The following is a 21,550-nucleotide window of genomic DNA, read 5'->3' on the forward strand; positions in this document are numbered from 1 at the left end:
CGGCCGTGCACCTCACCGTCGAGTGCCAGACCAACGGCACCGCCCCGGTACGACGGGGTCGCCGGGCGCGGACGGTCCGTCGGCAGTTCGATCAGGTCCGGTGCTCCGGCCAGGGCCGTGCGCCAGAACTCCACCTGCCGGCCCGACACACTCTCCGGATCAGCGTCGTCACCGAGCACCTCGGACTGCCACAACGCGAAGTCCGCGTACTGCACCGGCAACGGCGACCACGACGGCACACCCCCACCGACCCGCGCCGCATACGCGACCGACAAGTCATCCGCCAACGGCGCCAACGACCAGCCGTCACCGGCGATGTGATGCATCAACACCAACAGCACCGACACCTCGGCACCCACCCGGAACACCGACGCCCGCACCGGCAGCTCACCCGCCAGATCGAACGCGTACCCCGCCGCCTCGTCCACCGCGGCACCCACCGAAGCGTCATCGGCACCGGTGAGGTCGATGACGTCGACGACCGGCGCGATGCCGTCGAGGACGCGCTGATAGGGGGTTCCGTCGTCCTCGGCGAACACGGTCCGCAGTGCCTCGTGCCGGTCGGCCACGTCGCCCAGGGCGGCCGTCAGCGCCGGGACGTCCAGCCGGCCGGTCAGGCGCAGGACGTAGGGCACGTTGTAGGTGGCGGTCGGTCCTTCCAGGGTGTGCAGGAACCACAGCCGTCGCTGGGCCGCCGACAGCGGCACCCGCTCCGGGCGGGGGCCGGCCACCAGGGCCGGGCGGGCGGCCTTCGCGTCGTCGAGGTGCCGGGCCAGTCCGGCGACGGTCGGGGATTCGAAGACGGCCCGGACGGGCAGTTCGACGCCGAACGCGGTCCGGATGCGGCTGATCAGCCGGGTGGCGCGCAGCGAGTGCCCGCCGACCTCGAAGAACCCGTCGTCGATGCCGACCCGGTCGACGCCGAGGACCTCGGCGAAGAGCCCGGCGAGGAGTTCCTCGCGCAGGGTGCGCGGTGCGCGTGCCGTGGTGTCGGTCCGGGCGGGGGCGGGCAGCGCGGCCCGGTCCAGCCGGCCCGCCGGGGTGAGCGGCAGCCGGTCGAGGACCACGACCGCGTCCGGGACGAGGTGCTCGGGCAGGACGGCCCGGGCGTACGCCGTCACGGCGTCGGGCAGCACGGTGGCGCCGGGCGCCGGCAGGAGGTGGGCGACGAGGCGGCCGTCGTGGACCGTCACCGTGGCCAGGGCGATGTTGCCGTGGTCGGCCAGTACGGCTTCCAGGCGGGCCGGGTAGGTGGTGAAGCCGGGTGTCGGCAGCGGGGCCCCGACGAATTCGAGCTGTCCCTCGGGGGTCCAGCGGGCGAGGTCGCCGGTGCGTACCAGCCGGTCGCCGGGTCCGCCGAAGGGGTCGGGGACCAGGGTGGGCGCGGAGCCCAGCAGCGGGCCGCCGACGTACAGCTCTCCCACGACACCGGGCGGGACGGGGCACAGGCCCGCGTCGAGCACGTGCACGGTGGCACCGGGCACCGGGGTGCCGAGGGGGACGACGGCGTCCCACGCGTCGGGGTCACAGCGGTGCTCGGTGACGACACCGGCGGCCTCGGCCAGCGTGTAGGTGTGCCACAGCGGTACGTCGACGGTCTCGAACCAGGCGCGCTGGAGCGATTCGGGCAGCGCCTCGCCGGTGACGAACACCCGGCGCAGTCCCGCCCGTGCCGCCGCCGGGCCCGCCAGCAGCTGGGCCAGTCCGGCGGGGGTGGTGTGGACGGTGGTCGCCGCACCGTCACGGACGACGGTCGCGCCGACGGTCAGCGGCCAGAGCACCTCGTCGATCTCGCCCGCCGTGCCGGGCGCGGAGGTGGCCCGCACCCGGTCGGTGGCGTCCAGGCGGTGTACGGCCTGGCGGGCGGCGATCCGGGCCGCGACGACGCTCTGCGGGACGACGACGGGGGTGCCGGTGCCCGCCGTGCGCAGGACGATCGGCTCGCCGGCGACGACGGCCGCCAGGACCCCGGCGGGCGGTGCCGCCAGCAGTTGCCGGTACGTCGTCTCGGTGTCCCCGTCGACGATCGCGACGGCGTCGGGCGCCTGGGCCCGGATCAGGTCGAGCAGGGCGGGCCCGTCGGCGGGGGCGGGGGCCGGGGCGGATTCGGCCCCGGGGACGGCGCCCGGCAGGGTGATCCGGTCCCAGGCGGTGTCCGGGTCCGCGGCGACCGCGTCGAGCAGGTGGAGGAACTGCTCGGCCATCCGCCGCACCGTGGCGGCGTCGAAGAGGTCCTCGGCGTATTCCAGGTCGACGCCGATGCCCGCGGCCGTGCCGTCCGCGCCGGTCCGCTCCTGCATGTGGAGGGTGAGGTCGAAGCGGGCGGCGCCCATCTCGACGTCCTCGTCGAACGTCGCGGTCAGGCCCGGCAGGGCGAGATCGCCGTCGTCGTCGTTCTCGAAGACGAGCATCACCTGGAACAGCGGGTGGTGGCCGAGGGAGCGCTCCGGGCGGATGGCGTCCACGAGCCGCTCGAACGGCACGTCCTGGTGGGCGAACGCGGCGAGGTCCGCCTCACGGACCCGGCCCAGCAGGTCGCGGAAGGACGGCTGCCCGGACACGTCGGTGCGCAGCACGAGGGTGTTGACGAAGAAGCCGACGAGGTCGTCGAGGGCGCCGTCGGTGCGGCCCGCGACCGGGGTGCCGATGGGGATGTCGGTGCCCGCGCCCAGCTTGGACAGCAGGGCGGCCAGGGCTGCTTGGAGGACCATGAACAGTGTCGTGTTGGTCTTCCGCGCCACGTCCTGGAGGCGGTGGTGGAGGTCGAGGGGGATGGTGAAGCCGACCTCGGCGCCGCGGTGCGAGGCCGCCGCGGGCCGCTGCCGGTCCGTGGGCAGGGGCAGCAGTTCGGGGATGCCGTCCAGGTGGCCCTTCCACCAGGTCAGCTGGCGGCCGACGAGGCTGTCCGGGTCGTCCTCGGCCCCGAGCAGCTCGGCCTGCCACAGGGTGTAGTCGGCGTACTGCACGGGCAGTTCGGGCCAGCGGGGCGCGCGCCCGGCGCGGCGGGCGGCGTAGGCGGTCGACAGGTCGCGGGCGAGGGCGCCGGTCGACCAGCCGTCGCTGGCGATGTGGTGGAGCAGCAGGAGCAGGGTGTGCTGTGCCGGTCCGTCGGTGAACAGCGTCGCCCGCAGTGGTGTCTCGGTCTCCAGGTCGAAGGCGTGCCGTGCCGCCTCGGTGGGGGTGGTGGTGCCCCGGGCGAGCACCGGGCGTGCCTCGTCGACACCCAGGACCCGCTGGTAGGGGTTGCCGTCGGCGTCGGAGGGGAGCACGGTGCGCAGGGTCTCGTGCCGTGCCACCAGGTCCCCGATCGCCGCTTCCAGGGCCGCGGTGTCCAGGTCACCGGCGAGCCGCAGCAGGAAGGGCACGTTGTAGGTGGTGTTGGGGCCTTCGAGGCGCTGCAGGAACCACAGCCGCTGCTGCGCGAAGGACAGCGGCACCCGGGCGGGGCGTTCGCGGCGGCGCAGGGCGGGCCGGTCGGTGGTGGTGGTATCGAGCCGGGCGGCGAGTCCCGCCACGGTGGGGTCGGCGAACAGGGCCCGCACGGGCAGTTCCGCGCCGAGTTCCGCGCGGACCCGGCTGAGCAGCCGGATCGCCGACAGCGAGTGGCCGCCGAGGTCGAAGAAGCTGTCGTCGACGCCGACGGAGTCGACACCGAGGACCTCGGCGAAGAGCTGGGCGAGGAGTTCCTCGCGCAGGGTGCGCGGTGCGCGCCGCACGCCGGAGTCGGCGGCGGCCTCGACGGGGAGTTCGGCGGGGATCGTCTCGACGACGACGAAGCGGGTCGGCGTCAGGTAGTCGGGCAGCACGGTCTCGGCCAGCCGTCGGGCGGCCGTGCCGTCGCCGTCGTGGACGACGTAGGCCACGATGCGGCCGGCGCCCGCCACGACGGCGGCGTCGGTGAAGACCTCCCGCAGCCGGGCCGCGACCTCGGCGGGGTTGACGCGGAAGCCGCGCACCACCCGGACGTCCTCGGCGCGGCCGAGCGGTTCGGTGACGCCGTCGCGGCCCCGGCGGGCCAGCTCGCCGGAGGGCAGCGTCGCCACCACGCCCGGCGGTACGCGGCGCCCCTCGGCGTCGACGAGGGCGTTCTCCCGTTCGTCGTCGGCAAGCAGGTCGAGGGAGCCGACCGGGGCGGCCGGGTCCTGGGCGGCCGCGGTGAGCAGCCGGATCAGACGGTCGCCGAAGGCGTCCATCGTGGTGCGGTCGAACAGGTCGGTGGCGTACTCGATCTCGCCGACGATGCCGGCGGGCTCGCCCTTCGGGCCGTAGCGCTCCTGCAGGCGGACGTCCATGTCGAACTTGGCGGCGTCGCCCTCGACGTCCTCCAGACGGGTGTGCAGGCCCGGCATCGACAGCTCGACCTCGTCGAAGTTCTCGAAGGTGAGCATGACTTGGTACAGCGGGTGCCGGGCCAGCGACCGGACGGGGTTGACGACCTCGACGACCCGCTCGAAGGGCACGTCCTGGTGGGCGAACGCGGCCAGGTCGGTGTCGCGGACCCGGCCCAGCAGCTCGGCGAAGCTCGGGTCGCCGGAGACGTCGGTGCGCAGCACGAGCGTGTTGACGAAGTACCCGAAGAGGTCTTCCAGGGCCTCGTCGGTGCGGCCGGCTACGGGGGTGCCGATGCCGATGTCGGTACCGCCGCTGAGCCTGCTCAGCAGCGCCACCAGCCCGGCCTGGATGGTCATGAACAGGGTGCTGTTGTGCTGTCGGCTGATCTTCAGCAGCGCGTCGTGCAGCTCGGCGCCCAGGCGCAGCGGCGACTCGGCGCCGCCGTAGGTGGCCACGGCCGGGCGGGGCCGGTCGGTGGGGAGGTCCACCAGTTCCGGCATGCCGCGCAGCGTCTCGGTCCAGTAGGCGAGCTGCCGGGAGATCGCGCTGTCGGGGTCGTCCTCGCGGCCGAGCAGCTCCCGCTGCCACAGGGTGTAGTCGGCGTACTGCACCGGCAGCGGCGCCCAGGCGGGTGCCCGCCCCTCGGCCCGGGCCGCGTAGGCCACGGACAGGTCGTCGCCGAGCAGGGTCTCCGACCAGCCGTCGCTGGCGATGTGGTGCATGAGCGGCAGCAGGGCGTGCTCGGTGTCGCCGACGCGGAACAGGGTGGCCCGGATGGGCAGTTCGGTGACCAGGTCGAAGTGGTACTGGGCGGCCTCGGCGAGCGCGCCGGTCAGGTGCTCGGCGTCGATGTCGACGACGTGCAGTTCCACGACCGCCTCGGCCGCCGGGACGATGTGCTGGTACGGCGTGCCGTCGGCCTCCCGGAACAGGGTGCGCAGCCCCTCGTGCCGGGCGACGACGTCGTGCAGGGCGGCGCGCAGCGCGGGCACGTCCAGGGGTCCGGAGAAGCGCATCACCAGCGGCACGTTGTACGTCGAGCTGGGGCCCTCCAGACGGTTGAGGAACCACAGCCCCCGCTGGCCGAACGACAACGGGACCCGCTCCGGCCGCACCGCCGGCCGCAGCGGCAGCCGCGCCCCGTCGGCCTGGTCCAGCCGGCCGGCGAGCCCGGCGACGGTGGGCGTCTCGAACAGGGCCCGGACCGGGACCTCCACGCCCAGCCCGGAGCGGATGCGGCTGATCAGCCGGGTGGCGAGCAGCGAGTGCCCGCCCAGCTCGAAGAAGTTGTCGTCGATCCCGACCCGGGCCACGCCCAGCACCTCGGAGAAGAGGCCCGCGAGCAGCTCCTCGCGCAGGGTGCGCGGGGCCCGGCCGCGGACGGCGGCGGACAGGTCGGGGGCGGGCAGCGCCTTGCGGTCGAGCTTGCCGTTCGGGGTGAGCGGCAGGCGCTCCAGGGTGACGAAGGCGGCCGGGACCATGTGCCCGGGAAGGGCGGCGGCCACGTGCTCGCGGACGCGGCCGGCATCGGCGCCGGCACCGACCAGGTACGCGGTCAGCCGCGGGTCGCCGGGCCGGTCCTCGCGGACGACCACGGCGGCCTGGGTGACGCCCGGTGCCGTGAGGACGGCGGACTCGATCTCGCCCAACTCGATCCTGAAACCACGGATCTTCACCTGGTCGTCGGCCCGGCCGAAGTAGGACAGGGTGCCGTCGACGGCACGGCGGGCCAGGTCACCGGTGCGGTACATGCGGGCCCCGGCCGGGCCGTAGGGGTCGGCGACGAACCGCTGCGCGCTCAACCCCGGGCGGCCGAGGTAGCCGCGGGCCAGGCCCGCGCCGGCCACGTACAGCTCGCCGGTGCTGCCGGGCGCCGCCGGCTGGAGCCCCTCGTCGAGCACGTAGACCCGCAGGTCGGGGATGCCGACGCCGATGACGCTGTGCGCGGCGGCGGCGGCCGAGGCGCGGTCCAGGGCCTGGTAGGTGACGTGCACCGTGGTCTCGGTGATGCCGTACATGTTGACGAGCACGGGGGCGTCGTCGGCGTGCCGGTCGTACCAGGACGCGAGGCGCCCCGGGTCCAGGGCCTCGCCGCCGAAGATGACGTACCGCAGGGCCAGTTCGGTGCCGGGCATCTCCTCGTCGGCCTGCATGAGCTGGTAGAAGGCCGAGGGCGTCTGGTTGAGCACGGTGACGCGTTCGCTGTGCAGCAGCCGGAGGAACTCCAGCGGCGACCGGCTCACCTCGTGCGGCACCACGACGAGCGTGCCGCCGTGCAGCAGCGGGCCCCACAGCTCCCACACGGAGAAGTCGAACGCGTAGGAGTGGAACAGCGTCCACACGTCACTGCCGTCGAAGCCGAACCACTGCTCGGTCTGCTCGAAGAGCCGCAGCACGTTCCGGTGCGGGACGAGCACGCCCTTGGGCCGTCCGGTGGAGCCGGAGGTGTAGATGATGTAGGCGCCGTTGTCCGGGTGCGGCCCGGGGCGGGCGGGGTCGGTGACCGGCCCGTCGGGCAGTTCGTCGATCACGACACGGGTGATGCCGTCGGGCAGTGCCACGTCCGTGCGGGCACCGGTCACCACGGCCACCGGCCGGGCGTCGTCCAGGACGAACGCGAGCCGCTCGGCCGGGTAGCCGGGGTCCAGCGGCAGGTAGACGCCGCCGGCCTTCAGCACGCCGAGGACGGCCACCACGAGGTCCGCGCGGCGCGGCAGGGCGAGCGCCACCACGGACTCCGGGCCCACGCCCTGGGCGATCAGGGCGTGCGCGAGACGGTTCGCCCGCGCGTTCAGCGCGCGGTACGTCAGGCGCTCGGCGCCGTCGACCACGGCGGTCGCGTCGGGGTGGGCCGCCGCGACGGCCTCGAAGCGGGCGGCCACGGTGTCCCGCGGCGGCTCGGGGGTGGTCCACTCCCCGACCAGCGCCCGGCGCTCGGCGGGGGCGAGGATGTCGGTCTCCCACAGCCGCCGGTCGGGGTCGGCGACGACGGCACGCAGCAGCCGGCCCAGCCGCTCGACGATCACCTCGACGGTGGAGCGGTCGAACAGGTCCGTGGCGTACTCGACCAGGCCCAGCAGCCCGTCCGGTTCACCGGCGGGGCCGTAGCGCTCCTGCATGTCGAAGTCGAGGTCGAATTTGGCGACGCCCGAGCCGACGTCCTCCAGCTGGGCCCGCAGGCCGGGGAGGCGCAGATCGCCCTCGGCGTTGTTCTGGAAGAGGATCATGACCTGGAACAGCGGGTGGTGCGCGAGGGACCGGGTCGGGTTGAGGACCTCGACCAGCCGCTCGAAGGGCACCTCCTGGTGCGCGTAGGCCGCGAGGTCGGTCTCCCGCACCCGGGCGAGCAGCTCCCGGAAGGTGGGGTTGCCGGAGGTGTCGGTGCGCAGCACCAGGGTGTTGACGAAGAAGCCGATCAGCTCGTCGAGCGCCTCGTCGGTCCGGCCGGCGATGACGCCGCCGAGCGGGATGTCGGTACCGGCGCCGAGGCGGGTGAGCAACGCCGCCACCGCGGCCTGGAACGCCATGAACAGCGTGGTGTTGGTGTGGCGGGCGAGTTCGAGCAGCTCGCGGTGCAGCCCGGCGTCCAGCTCGAACCGCACCTCGTCGCCCCGGAAGCTCGCCGCGGCCGGCCGGGGCCGGTCGGCCGGCAGCTCCAGCTGCTCCGGCAGCCCGGCCAGGGTCCGCTTCCAGTACGCGAGCTGCTTCGACAGCAGGCTCTCGGGATCGTTCTCGTCACCGAGCAGCTCGTGCTGCCAGAGCGTGTAGTCGGCGTACTGCACGGGCAGCGGCGCCCAGCCCGGCGCCCGGCCCCCGGCCCGGGCCGCGTACGCCACGGACAGGTCCCGGGCGAACGGTGCGTCCGACCAGCCGTCGCTGGCGATGTGGTGCAGCAGGAAGAGCAGAACGTGCTCGGTCTCCGACAGCCGGAACAAGGTGATGCGCAGCGGCAGTTCGGTGGCGAGGTCGAAGCCGTACCGGGTGGCGACGGACAACTCCTCGGCGAGCCGGGCCTCATCGGTGTCGACCACGGTGACCTCGGGCCGCTCCGCGTCGACGATCAGCTGGTACGGCGTGCCGTCCACCTCGGGGAACCGCGTGCGCAGGCTCTCGTGGCGGGCCACGATGTCACCGAGCGCGGCGTCCAGCGCCGCCCGGTCCAGGGCGCCGGACATCCGCAGCAGCAGCGGCACGGTGTAGGTGGCGCTGCGCCCTTCGAGCCGGTACAGGAACCACAGCCGCCATTGCGCGGCCGACACCGGCACGAGGTCCGGTCGCGGCATCGGGGCGAGGGCGAGCCGGGACTGCTCGGCGCCCTTCATCCGCTCGGCCAGCTCGGCGACGGTGGGCGACTCGAACAGGTGCCGGATGCCCAGCTCCACGCCGAACATCGAACGGATGCGGCTGAGCAGCCGGATCGCGGTGAGCGAGTGCCCGCCCAGGGTGAAGAAGCTGTCGTCGATGCCGACGGTCGGCACGCCGAGCACGGCGGAGAAGAGCCCGCAGAGGATCTCCTGTTCCGGGGTGCGCGGTGCCCGGAAGGACAGCGCCACCAGGGCGTCGTCCCCGGCCTCCGGCTCCGCCACGGCGGCCGCTGCCGTCGCCTCAGGATCTGCTTCTGCCCCGGCAGCGGCCGCGACGGTGCCGAGGAGTGCCCCGACGGGCAGCTCGGCGTCGTCCACGAAGGAGGTGAGGAGGCGGACGAGGTCGGCCGCGAGGACCTCGATGCGGTCCGCGTCGAAGAGGTCCGGCCGGTATTCCAGCCGCAGGCGCAGCCGCTGCCCGGGCAGCACGGAGAGGGTCAGCGGGTAGTGGGTGGCGTCGTGGTCCTCCAGCACGCTCGCGCGCAGGCCGGGCGCGGGCTCCCAGACGTCATCGTCGTCGTGCGGGTAGTTCTCGACCACGGTCAGCGTGTCGAAGAGTTCACCGAGCCCGGCGATGCGCTGCACGTCGTTGAGCCCGATGTGCTGGTGCGCGATCAGCCGGGACTGCTCGTCCTGGACCCGCTCCATCAGCTGCCGCAGCGTCTCCGCCGGGTCGAGCCGGACGCGCACGGGCAGCGTGTTGATGAACATGCCGATCATCGCCTCGGTACCGGCGAGTTCCGGGGACCGGCCGGAGAACGTGGCGCCGAACACCACGTCGTCGCGGCCGGTGCGGCCGCCGAGCAGCAGGCTCCACAGCCCCTGGACCACGGTGTTGAGGGTGAGGCCGTGGCCGCGCAGCCGCTCCCCCAGCCGGCCGGAGACGTCGTCGGGCAGGTCGCAGTAGACCTGGACCGGGCGTTCGGGTGCGGCCGTGCCCGGCACGGCCAGCAGGGTGGGAGCGTCGAGCCCGGCCAGGGCGGCCCGCCAGGCGTCGTCGCACGCGGCCCGGTCCACGGATGCCAGCCAGGCCAGGTGGTCGCGGAAGGCGGCGGGCGCGGGCAGGCCCTCGCCGCGGTAGAGCGCGAACAGCTCGTCCAGCAAAAGCTGCATGGACCAGCCGTCGAAGAGGATGTGGTGATTGACCAGCACGAGCCGGTGCTCCTCCGGCGCCAGCCGGACCAGGGTGAACCGGAGCAGCGGCGGGCGGCCCAGGTCGAAGCGCTCGGCGCGGGCACCGGCCACGACCCGGGCCAGCTCGCCGGCCCGGTCGGCCTCGGGAAGCTGGGAGAGGTCCACCTCGCGCCAGGGCAGCTCGACGTCGTCGAGGATCACCTGGACGGGCTGGGAGAGGCCCTCGTGGTGGAACCCGGCGCGCAGGTTCGGGTGGCGGTCGAGCACGGTGGCGGCCGCCGCCCGCAGGGCGCCGGCGTCCAGCGGGCCGCGCAGGTCGAAGACCTCCTGGACGGCGTACACATCGGCGCCGTCGGCGTCGTAGAGCGAGTGGAAGAGCAGGCCCTCCTGGAGGGGGGCGAGGGACAGCACGTCCGCCAGATTCGGCAGGGCCGTCTCGAGCTGCTCGATGTCGCTCTGCGACAGGGCCACGAGCGGCAGGTCGGAGGGGGTGAAGCCACCGGCGCGTACCGTCGCGAGGGAGGTGAGTGCCGCGAACCAGGCGTCGGCCAGCTCGCGGACCGCCTCGTCGGAGAGCAGCCGGCCGGCCCAGGTCCACTGGGCGACGAGCCGCGGCCCGTCGGGGTGGTCCACGGTCGTGGCGTCCAGCTCCACGGTGAGGCCGAGCGGCATGGCGTCGTCGAAGCCGGCGCCGAGCGCCGGGGCCTCGGGCGCGGGCGCCCAGTCGGCGATCTCGGGGGCGGCGAACCTGCCGAGGTAGTTGAAGCCCAGCTGGGGGCGGGCATGGCCGGACAGCGCGGCGGCGGTGCCCGCGTCGAGGTGGCGCAGCAGGCCGTAGCCGATGCCGTTGTCCGGCACGGCGAGCAGCTGTTCCTTGATCTGCTTGAGGGCGCGCGGGCCGTCCGCCGTGCCCGGGTCGACCCGGACCGGGTAGGCGCTGGTGAACCAGCCGACGGTGCGGGTCAGGTCGAGGCCGTCCACGATGTCCTCGCGGCCGTGCCCCTCCACCTCCAGCAGCAGCGCGGACGCGTCGACGCCGCGGCGGCGCCGCCACTCGGCGACGGCCAGGGCGAGGCCGGTGACCAGGACGTCGCGCACACCGCCGTGCACGGCGGCGGGGACGGCGCCGAGCAGCGGCGCGGTGACCTCCGCCGACAGGGTCAGGGTCAGCGTGCGGGCGGTGGCGCGCAGGTCCGTGGCGGGGTCCAGCGGGCGGTCGCCCAGCAGCGGGTCGGGGGTGGCCGACACCGCCTGCCACAGGGCGAGTTCGCCGCCACGGGCACCGGCCTGCTCGGCCAGCACCTCGCTCCAGCGGCGGAACGAGGTCCCGACCACCTCGAGGGCGCCGCCCTCCCAGGCGGTGCGCAGATCGGCCAGGAGCGGCTGCCAGGAGACGCCGTCCACGGCGAGGTGGTGGACGAGCAGCAGCAGCCGCCCGGGTGCCGTTCCGGCGTCGAACCACACCGCGCGCACCAGGTCCCCGGCGTGCGGGTCCAGTTCGTCCTGTGCGGCCCTGTGGTGTCCGGCTATGGCGCGGCGCAGGGCCTCGTCGTCCGCCCCGGTGACGTCGACCCGGCGCACGGCCGGGGTGACGCCGCCCGGCTCGGGGATGGTCAGCCGCCAGTCGTCGTGCAGGCGCATGCGCAGCGCGTCGTGCCGGTCGAGGACGGCGCGCAGCGCGGTGGCCAGCCGTTCGGTGCCGAGCCCGGGCGGGACGACGAGCAGCGTCGACTGGTGGTACCCGGCGACCGGGCCGCCCAGCTCCCGCAGCTCCGCCATGATCGGCGTGGGGCGCAGGGTGCCGGTGCCGATGTCGCGGACGGCCGGGGCCTCGGGCGCGGTCGTGCGGGCGGCCGCGGCGATACGGGCCACGGTCTTGTGCTCGAAGACGTCGCGGGGGGTGATGTGCAGCCCGGCCTTGCGGGCGCGGCTGACCAGCTTGATCGAGACGATGCTGTCGCCACCGAGGTCGAAGAAGCCCTCGTGCGTCCCGACCTCCGGCAGGCCCAGCACCTCGGCGAAGAGACCGGCGAGCAACTCCTCCTCCGGGGTGCCCGCCTTGGTGGGCGCATCGGTGTGGGGAGCGGGCAGGGCGGCGGTGTCGAGCCGGCCGTCCGCGGTGCGCGGCAGCGCGTCGACGATGACGTAGCCGTCCGGGACGAGGTAGTCGGGCAGGGTGCGGGCGAGGCCCTCGCGCAGGTCGACGGCGCGCACGGACCGGCCGGCGACGGGGACGACGTAGGCGACGGGCCCGTCCACGACGGCCGCTTCGGCCACGGCGGGGTGGGCGGTCAGGGTGGCGGTGACGCGGGAGACGTCCAGGCGGGTGCCGTGCACGAGGACCGGCTCGCCGAGGCGCTCCAGGCGGCCGTCGGCGGTCCACCGGGCCCGGTCGCCGTCGGCCGTGCCGGTCACCCCGTCGGGCACCGGCTCCCCGTGCTCGTCCACGACCCGCACCGGGCGGGCGGCGAGTTCCGCGCGCTCGGCGCCGGTGAGGATGTCCAGGGCGCCGATCCGGCGCTCGGGGTCGGCCACCGCGGCGCGCAGCAGCCGCTCCAGCCGGGCGGTCAGCGCGGCCACCGTGGCGCGGTCGTACAGGTCCGTGGCGTACTCGACGATCACGTCCACGCCGGCCGGGGTGCCGTCGTCCGCGTGGCGCTCGCGCAGGCGCAGGTCGAGGTCGAACTTGGCGACGCCGGTGGCGGCCTCGTCGACCTCCACCTCCAGGCCGGGCAGTTCGGGCCGGGCCAGGCCGAGGTTCTCGAAGGTCAGCATGACCTGGAACAGCGGGTGGTGGGCCAGGGACCGCGGCGGGTTGAGGGCCTCGACCAGGCGGTCGAACGGCACGTCCTGGTACGGGTAGGCGGCCACGTCCGTGGCGCGCACCCGGCCCAGCAGTTCCCGGAAGGTGGGATCGCCGGAGGTGTCGGTGCGCAGCACCAGGGTGTTGACGAAGTAGCCGACGAGCCCGTCGAGCCGCTCGTCGGGGCGGCCGGCGGACGGGGTGCCGAGCGGGATGTCGGTGCCCGCCCCGAGCCGGGTCATGAGCGCGGCGAGGGCGGCCTGCACCACCATGAAGACGGTGCTGCCGGTGGTGCGGGCGAGCGCGGTCACCGCCCGGTGCAGACCGGCGTCGAGGTGGGTGCGCAGCTCGTCGCCGGCGAAGCCCGCGGCCGGGGGCCGGGGGCGGTCGGTGGGCAGCTCGACGAGCTGCGGCAGCCCCTCCAGCGCGGCCCGCCAGAAGTCGAGCCCGGCGTCGGTGTCGCCCTGCCACAGGGTGTAGTCGGCGTACGTCACCGGCAGCTCGTCCCACCGCGGTGCCCGGCCGTCGAGGCGGGCGGTGTAGGCCGTGGACAGGTCCGCGATCAGCGGCCGCTCCGACCAGCCGTCTCCGGCGATGTGGTGCATGAGCAGCAGCAGGGTGTGCTCGTCGGTCCCGGTACGGGTGAACAGGTTGGCCCGCAGGGGGATTTCGGTGTGCAGGTCGAAGGGGTACCGGGCGGCTTCGGCCACGGCGGCGTCGAGGTCCTCGGTGGTCACCACGGCGAGCGGTACGGGGGCGTCCAGGACGTGCTGGCGGGGGACCCCGTCCACCTCGGGGAAGACGGTGCGCAGCGTCTCGTGCCGCCGGGCGACGTCGCGGACGGCGGCGCCGAGCGCCTCGACGTCGAGGGTGCCTGTGAGGCGCAGGACGAGGGGGATGTTGTAGGTCGCGCTCGGGCCCTCGAGCCGGTGCAGGAACCACAGTCCGCGCTGGGCGTGCGACAGCGGCATCGGGTCCGGGCGCTCGGCCGGGACCAGCGCGGGGCGGGCGGCCGCAGCGTCGTCGAGACGGGCGGCCAGCCCGGCCACCGTCGGCGCCTCGAACAGGGTCCGGATCGACACCTCCCGGTCGAAGGCGGTGCGGATGCGGCTGATCAGCCGGGCGGCCAGCAGCGAATCGCCGCCCAGGTCGAAGAATCCCTCGTCCACCCCGGCCCGATCCACGCCCAGGACGTCGGCGAAGAGCCCGCTGAGGATCTCCTCGGCGGGGGTGCGCGCGTCCCGGCCCGCCCCGGCGGCCCGCTCCGGTGCGGGCAGGGCCCGGCGGTCCAGCTTGCCGTTGGGGGCGAGCGGCAGCGCGTCGAGCGTCACGTACGCGGACGGCACCATGTGCGCGGGCAGCCGGGCGGCGAGCCGGTCGCGTACCGTCGCGGGCTCCGCCCCGCCGACGAGGTAGGCCACCAGGCGCTGCTGCCCCGGCCGGTCCTCGCGCACGGTCACGGCGGCCTGGGCCACCTCGGCCAGCTCGGTGATCGCGGCCTCGATCTCGCCCGGTTCGATCCGGAAACCGCGGACCTTCACCTGATCGTCGGCCCGGCCGGCGAACTCCACCAGGCCGTCGTCCCGCCGGCGGGCCAGGTCGCCGGTGCGGTACATCCGCTCGCCCGCCGCGAAGGGCGAGGCGACGAACCGCTGCGCGGTGAGACCGGGCCGGCCCAGGTAGCCGCGGGCGAGCTGCACGCCCGACACGTACAGTTCGCCCTCCTCGCCCGGCGCCACCGGGCGCAGGGCGGCGTCGAGGATGTGGATCTCGGTGTTCCACAGCGGGGTGCCGATGGGCACGTTGCCCTGGAACGACCCGGCGCGCACCTCGTGGGCGGTGACGTCGATCGACGCCTCGGTGGGGCCGTAGTGGTGGGCGAGCCGGATGCCCAGCTTGGTGACGACCTCTTCCGCCAGGGCGGGCGGCAGCACCTCACCGGCCACGAAGAGCAGCCGCAGGGCGAGCCCGGGGGTGTCGCGGAGCGCCGGGAGGGCGGCGGCCAGCAGCGAGGGCACGAACTGGGCGACGCTCACGCCGTGTTCGGCCGCATACGCCAGGAGCCGGTCCGGGAGGCCGACGACCTCGTCGGGGGCCAGGCAGATCGTGGCCCCGGCGATCAGCGGCAGCCAGATCTCCGAGCCGGACGCGTCGAAGCTGAACGAGGTCCGGGCGAGGACGACGTCCTCGGGGGTGATGTCCCACGCGTGGGCCTGCCACAGCATGTGGTTCACGACGCCCCGGTGCGGCAGCACCGCGCCCTTGGGCCGGCCGGTCGAGCCGGACGTGTAGATGACGTAGGCGGCGTGGTCGACGCCGATCGCGGCGTCGGCCGCCGCGCCCTCGCCCTCGCTCAGGTCGAGTTCGTCCAGGAGCAGCACGGGGGCCGGTCCGGCCGGAAGTGTGGCGGCGGTGTCCGCGGTGGTGACGAGGACCGCCGGGCGGCCGTCGGCCAGCATGAAGGCGATCCGCTCGGCGGGGTAGCGGGGGTCGACCGGCAGGTAGGCCGCGCCGGCCTTCAGCACGGCCAGCATGGCCACGACCGTGTCGGCGGACCTCGGCAGCGCCAGCGCCACCGTCCGCTCGGGGCCCGCCCCGAGCGCGAGCAGCAGCCGGGCCAGGCGGGCGGCGCGGCGGTCGAGTTCGGCGTAGCTGAGCGTCGTCGCACCGCAGATCACCGCCGGATGGCCGGGCCGGATCTCCACCTGGGCCCGGACGAGTGCCGGCAGCGGCATGCGCACCGCGTCGCCGTCCCCACCGGACCGGACCGGATTACGCGTCGCACGAGCATCCACGCTGCTGAACTCCCCACTAGGTCGGCGCCTTGGAACAGCCGGGAAAGTTGCACGTCCGGCACGATGGGGCACGGTACGGAGCGGCATTTTCGCCGCGTTATCGCGTGCGTTTTCGCCTCGGGTGCCGGCCGATACCACCGCGATAGCCGCTGTGTCCTCAATCGCCGGACGGGCTTCTGTGGTGGTCGGCCGTCACCGACGCACCCCCCTGCCGAAGGATCGGCAGGGGGGTGCGGGGTGCCGCCTCGGGGGCGGGCAGGGGGCGAGGAGGGTCAGGCGCAGCGGGTCACCCGGCCGGCGGCCGGTGGGCGGCGGACCGGGTGTGCCTGTTCGAAGCCGTAGGCGAGGCGGAAGAGGTCCGGTTCGCCGAACGCCCCGGCGGTGAAGGTGATGCCGACGGGCAGGCCGTCCGACCAGCCCGCGGGCACGGTGATCGCCGGGTAGCCCGCGACACCGGGCGCGAGGGCCGAGCCGTGCCACTCGGGGTCGCCCTCGACCGGGTCGATGAGCCACGGCGGCGGCCCGGTCGGCATGGCCAGCGCGTCGAGCCGGTGCTCGGCCATGACGGCGTCGATGCCGTCGGCGCCCGCCATGCGGCGCACGGTGGCGAGCGCCTCGCGGTACTCCGCACCGTCCAGGTCGTAGGCGAACGACGCGAGCATCTCCAGGGTGTCCTGGCCGAAGCGGGCGAGTTCGACCTCGGCGTTCTCCCGGTTGGCCGCGACGAGTTCGGCGATGCTCCGGGGGTGCTCCCCGGGGGTCCGGGCGAGGTAGCGGTCGAGGTGGTGCGCGGTCTCGTGGGCCACCACCAGGCCGATGGCGGGGTGGGTGGTCAGCTCGGCCGCCGCCGTGATGTCGGTGTCCTCGACGATCACCGCGCCCGCACGGCGCATCGCGTCGAGGGCTTCCCCGGCGACGGCGTCGGCCGCCTCGCTGTAGCCGAAGAACACCTTCCGGGGCACCCCGATGCGCCGTCCGCGCAGACCGTCGGCGTCGAGGAACCGCCGGTAGTCCAGGCGGGGGGCGCCGGCGGTGTCCGCGTCCAGCGGGTCGGGGCCGGCGATGACGGAGAGGACCTCCGCCGCGTCGGCCACGGTCCGGGTCAGCGGGCCGATGGAATCGAAGCTCGGAATGGCGGGGATCATCCCGGCCCGGCTGGTGAGCCCGGTGGTCGGCTTCACTCCGACCAGGCAGTTCGCGGCGGCGGGACCGAGGATGGACCCCACGGTCTCGGTGCCGAGCGCGACCGCGCACAGGTTCGCCGCGACCCCGACCGCCGACCCGGAGCTCGACCCGTGCGGTGACCGGTCCGTCGCGTAGGGGTTGCGGGTCTGTCCGCCCCGGGCCGACCATCCGGCCGAACCGCTGACCCAGGACGTCTTGTTGGCCTTGCCCAGCAGCACCGCGCCGGCCTCCCGCAGCCGGGCGACGACCGTGGCGTCGCGCTCCGGGCGGGAGCCGAGCATGACGGTGGAGCCGCTGGAGGTGTGCATCCGGTCGGCGGTGTCCAGGTTGTCCTTGAGCAGGACCGGGATGCCGTGCAGCGGCCCGGTGCGCGGTCCGGCGTCCAGGCGGGCGGCGTCCGCCTCCGCGTCCGGGTTCACCTCGATGACCGCGCGCAGCCCGTCGTCGAGTCGCGCGATGCGCTCCAGGTACCAGCGGGTCAGCTCCAGCGCGCTGAGCCGGCCGCCGGCCAGGTCCGCGCGCAGTTCCGCGAGGGCCGCTTCGGCCAGGTCAGCCACGGGGCACCGCCAGCCACTCCGAGAGCTTCCCGAGCAACGCCGTTTCCTGGTCGGTGAGATAGAAGTGCCCGCCGGGCAGCCGCGTCTCCGCGAAGGGCCCGGTGGTGGTGTCGGCCCAGGCCCGCACGTCCTCCGGGCGCGCGTCGGCGTCGTCCTCCCCGTAGCAGGCGTACACCGGGCACTCCAGCGGTGTGGGGGTCCCCGGCCGGTAGGTGCGGACCAGCTCGAAGTCGGCGCGGATGGGCGGCAGGACGAGGTCGCGCAGCTCGGGGTGCTCGAAGAGTTCGGCGTCGTAGCCGCCGAGCCGTTTGACCTCGGCGAGCAGGGCCTCGTCGTCGTCGAAGCCGGCGCCCTCGCCCCGGCGGGCCGACCCGGCCGGTGCCGACTCCCGGCGTGCGGGCGGCACCTGCCCCGAGACGATCAGCGCGTGCACATCGACCCGCTGGGCCACCTCGTAGGCGATCCAGGCGCCCATGCTGTGGCCGAAGAGCACGAGGGGGACGTCGAGTTCCGGTGCGAGCGCCTTCGTGACGGCGTCGACCAGGGGCTCCATCCGGTCCACGCAGGGCTCGGCCACCCGGTCCTGGCGCCCCGGGTAGCGCACCGCGAGGACCTCCACGTCGCCCGGCAGCCCGCCCGGCCAGGTCCGGAACGCACTCGGCCCGCCACCGGCGTGCGCGAAGCACACCAGGCGCAGCCGGGGCCGGCTCACCCGCCCGTACCGCCGCAGCCAGGGGGCGGCCTGGTGCGTGACCGTCATGGTGTTCCTCCAGTGCTGACGTTCCCGGGGCCGCCGGGCGGCCGCGGCGGACCGGCCGACGCGTGCGGCACCAGGGGTCCCCAAGGGGGAAGGAAGGACGCCGGGTGCCGTCGGCGCACGTTAACGGGCGTCGATATCGGTGCCGTATCGGTCGTCTATCCCGTGGAACTGGGGGTTGAGCGGAACGCAGTGCAGCGGAGCCTGTTCCCGGCGGGCCGCCGCCGTCATCCGCTCCCGGGCCGCGATGCGCTCGGGGTCGCTCTCCTCGGTCTCGACGAGTTCCCGGGCGTGCAGCGCGATCAGGTCCGGCAGGCGGTACTGGAAGCGGCCGTCGGATCCGGCGTGGGTGACCTCCAGCAGGGTGGCGTCGACGAGTTCCTCCAGGAGTCCTTCGGCGTCCATCGCCCCGGTGTCCAGCAGCGCCTGCCCCATCCACACGGCGACGCGGTCACCGTCGAGGAGACCGAGCCGGCGGTAGAGCCGGGCCGCCGCGGGCTTGAGGCCGCGGTAGCTGTTGTTCAGGGCGGCCCGCAGCGCGGGCGTGCCGCTGCACAGCTCCTCCAGGCGGTGGCGCGGGTCCCGCAGGCGGGCGATCAGGTGGGAGAGGTTCCAGTGGGGCTTCGCCGCGAGCCGGGCGGCGGCCGCGGACAGCGCGAGCGGCAGCCGGTCGCAGAGCCGGGCGAGCCGTTCCACCGAGGCGCCGCCCTCCTTGCCCCGCTCGTCCCCCACCAGTGCGCCGAACAGCGTCACGGCCTCCCCCGGGGCCAGTTCCGACAGCCGCAGCCGGACGCGGGCCTTGACCGCCAGGACGCGCTGGCTGATCAGGAGGATGCCGCAGTCCCCCGTCGGGGGCACCCACTCCGGTGCCACGGTGTCGTTGGGTACGCCGTCGAGGATGACGAGCACCCGGCGCTGGTCGAGCCGCCGGTGGAGTTCGGCGATCCGGTCGCGGTACTCGGCCGGGATCCGCGATTCGGGTACCCCCAGCTCCCGCAGCAGCTCGGCCGGCGCGGCCACGAGACCGGTGCGGTCCAGGTCGACGTAGAGCTGCCCGTCGGGGAACGCCTCCGCGGCGCGGCGGGCCCAGTGCAGGGCGAGCGCGGTCTTGCCCACGCCGGAGCGGCCGACGAGCAGGCCCACGGCCGGAGCGCTGCCGGGCTCGCGGTGGTCGGCCAGGGCGTCCAGGGCGGCCAGCTCGCCTTCGCGGCCGACGAACGTGGGCGCGCCGGGCGGGAGTTCCGGTTTGGCGCGGTCCACGCGCAGCGGTTCGGGGAAGCCGCCGAGCGGCATCAGCCCGGATGCCTCCTGGAGGATGGCGGTGTGCAGTTCCTGCAGGACGCGGCCGGGCTCCAGGCCGAGTTCCTCCCGGAAGACCCGGCGGGCCTCGTGGTAGAGGCCGAGGGCCTCGGACCGGTGCCCGGAGCGGTAGTGGGCGAGCATCAGCGCGGCCCGGGCGTGTTCCCACAGCGGCCGCTCCTGTACGAGCGCGGAGAGTTCGGCGACGATCTCCCGGTGCCGGCCCAGTCGCAGTTGCAGGGTCGCGTACTGCTCGTAGGCGGAGAACCGGTGGCGCTCCAGCAGTTCCGCCTCGGCCTCGACGACGTGGCTGGAGATGTCGGTGAGGACCGGGCCCCGCCACCGCGCCAGCGCCCGGCCGAGCAGGTCGGCCGAGGCGTCGGTCTCGCCGCGCTGGGCGAGCAGTTGCGCGGTCTCCACGTCCTCGGCGAAGGCCACCGAGTCGATGCGGTGCGGTCCGGTCCGGATCGCGTAGCCGGGTGTGGCGGTGGTGATGACCTCACCGGCGTAGCCGGCCGCGGCGAACGCCTTGCGGAGGCTGGCCACGCAGATGGCGATCTGGGTGCGGCTGGTCGCGGGCGGGTGCCCGCTCCACACCGCTTCGATGAGCCGCTCGAGGGTCACCACCCGGTCGGGCGTGAGCAGCAGCATCGCGAGGACGGTCCGCTGCCGCGGCCCGCCGATGGCCAGCTGCCCGGACCCCGCCCAGACCTCCAGCGGGCCCAGGACGCGGAAGTCGAAGCAGACGTCGCCCCGGTCCGCCGGCTCCCCCTGCGGCCGTGGGGCGCGTGGCTGCAAAACTCCTCCCCGCGCGGAGCGCGGCAGCGGTATCTCGATCATTTGCGACACTCGTACATCCCCCGTTTCGTGTCCTAGCTCACAGCGGTCGCGGGACACGGCCGGTCACCCGTGGCGGGTGGCGCGGCCCTCGCCGGGGCCGTGGTCGAAAGGGCCCCCCGCGGACCTCGATGTGCATGGTCCAGACTTAACACCTCAAGGTCGTCGCATCACGTGCCGCGCCCCTCCACCCGCGCGTTCGGCCGGCCGTATCGCGCGCGCGGCAGCCCTCGTCAGGGTGCGGACGCGGCCGGGTACGGCGCCACAACACGGCCGATTCCCCAACAATTTCCCGCGATTGTCTGACCGTAAGATGACATTTCGGTGCGGTTCGGTATGCGATGTCCCGGTGTGCTCGTCGAACCTGGCACACACCCCGAAAGGCGGTCAACTGATCAACCCATCAGTTGATCGCGGTGTTCCCGGCCGTCGACCACCGCGGCCGCCGCACCCGCCTGGGAAACCTACTCCCAGGGCGAGTTCACGCCGCGGCGATATTCGATGTCGTGAAGCGCCTTCCCGAGAGCGGCAGTTGTGCGCCTCGGGTCGAACCGGAGCTTCCGTATCCGGCGGGGCGGCGACGGCCGCGGGGTCAGCTGGGGGGCAGCCGCGGGCCGGCTGAGGGGGCGGATATCCGCCCCCCGGATACGGGAGCTGCCCCCGTGGTCCGCGCGCTCCGCGCCGCGCAGAATCGGATCATGTTGTTGAGCGATGACGAGATCCTCCGTACCGCGCCGACCCGTGTCCCCGGCACCGAGGTCCGGGCCACCGGTCTGCACCGCAGCTACGGCCGCGGCAGCGGGGTGGTGCACGCGCTGCGGGGAGTGGACATCACCTTCGCACCGGGCACGTTCACCGCGGTGATGGGTCCGTCGGGCTCGGGCAAGTCGACGCTGTTGCAGTGCGTCGCCGGGCTCGACCGGCAGACCTCGGGGGCCGTCCACTGGGGCGCTACCGAGATCACCGCGCTGCCCGAGCGGAAATTGGCTCAATTGCGCTGTACCGAGGCCGGTTTCATCTTCCAGGCCTACAACCTGATGCCGAGCATGACCGTCGCGCAGAACGTCGCCCTGCCCGCGCTGCTGGCCGGTGCCCGGGTCGACTGGCGCGCGGTGGCCGAGGCGCTGGCCCGGGTGGGCCTGCACGACCGGCGGGGCGTACGGCCCGGCCTGCTGTCCGGCGGACAGCAGCAACGCGTCGCGGTGGCCAGGGCCTTGTTCAACCGGCCGCGGATCCTCTTCGCCGACGAACCGACCGCCGCACTCGACCGTTCCACCGGCCGGGAGGTGATGTGGCTGCTGCGCGAAGGCGTGGAGAACGAGCGGCGTACCTGTGTGATGGTCACGCACGACCCGGTCGCGGCGAGCTTCGCCGACCGCGTCGTCGTCCTCGCCGACGGGGTCCTGATCGACGACCTCGTCCGGCCCTCGGCGGCGCTGATCGCCGAGAAGCTGAGCGGGCTGTCGTGCTGAGGCTCGCGTGGGGGA

5 protein-coding genes are annotated in these 21,550 nt (G+C 74.4%); 1 reads left to right on the forward strand and 4 read right to left on the reverse strand.

The genetic code is table 11. From position 1 onward, the window contains the following. The 4 genes from ACZ6MA_RS32220 to ACZ6MA_RS32235 all read right to left on the reverse strand — a co-directional run. Positions 1-15,428: amino acid adenylation domain-containing protein (locus ACZ6MA_RS32220; protein ID WP_469438270.1), on the reverse strand; the 15,428-nt coding region annotated here is incomplete at its 3' end. A 272-nt stretch (positions 15,429-15,700) separates the two neighbouring features. After that, positions 15,701-17,170 carry an amidase family protein gene (locus ACZ6MA_RS32225; RefSeq protein WP_469438272.1) on the reverse strand — a complete coding sequence of 490 codons (1,470 nt, stop codon included), beginning with the start codon at positions 17,168-17,170 and terminating at the stop codon, positions 15,701-15,703. Beyond that, positions 17,163-17,930 carry a thioesterase II family protein gene (locus ACZ6MA_RS32230; protein ID WP_469438273.1) on the reverse strand — a complete coding sequence of 256 codons (768 nt, stop codon included), beginning with the start codon at positions 17,928-17,930 and terminating at the stop codon, positions 17,163-17,165. Before ACZ6MA_RS32230 ends, ACZ6MA_RS32225 begins: the two co-directional genes overlap by 8 nt. A gap of 120 nt (positions 17,931-18,050) precedes the next feature. After that, entirely contained in the window at positions 18,051-20,066 is a 2,016-nt protein-coding gene (locus tag ACZ6MA_RS32235) for an AfsR/SARP family transcriptional regulator (RefSeq protein ID WP_469438275.1), read from the reverse strand. A gap of 695 nt (positions 20,067-20,761) precedes the next feature. Here ACZ6MA_RS32235 and ACZ6MA_RS32240 point away from each other — a divergent pair. Next, the gene (locus ACZ6MA_RS32240; protein ID WP_469438276.1) at positions 20,762-21,535 is read left to right on the forward strand and encodes an ABC transporter ATP-binding protein; all 774 of its coding nucleotides are present in this window, start codon (positions 20,762-20,764) and stop codon (positions 21,533-21,535) included. Positions 21,536-21,550 lie beyond the last annotated feature (15 nt).

The sequence above is a fragment of the Streptomyces sp. NPDC042259 genome (assembly GCF_055582085.1).

Excerpts from the sequence above, each read along its gene's own strand:
- ACZ6MA_RS32230 (WP_469438273.1), bottom strand. The coding sequence starts at position 17,930 with ATGACGGTCACGCACCAGGCCGCCCCCTGGCTGCGGCGGTACGGGCGG.
- ACZ6MA_RS32235 (WP_469438275.1), bottom strand. The coding sequence starts at position 20,066 with ATGATCGAGATACCGCTGCCGCGCTCCGCGCGGGGAGGAGTTTTGCAG.
- ACZ6MA_RS32240 (WP_469438276.1), top strand. The coding sequence starts at position 20,762 with ATGTTGTTGAGCGATGACGAGATCCTCCGTACCGCGCCGACCCGTGTC.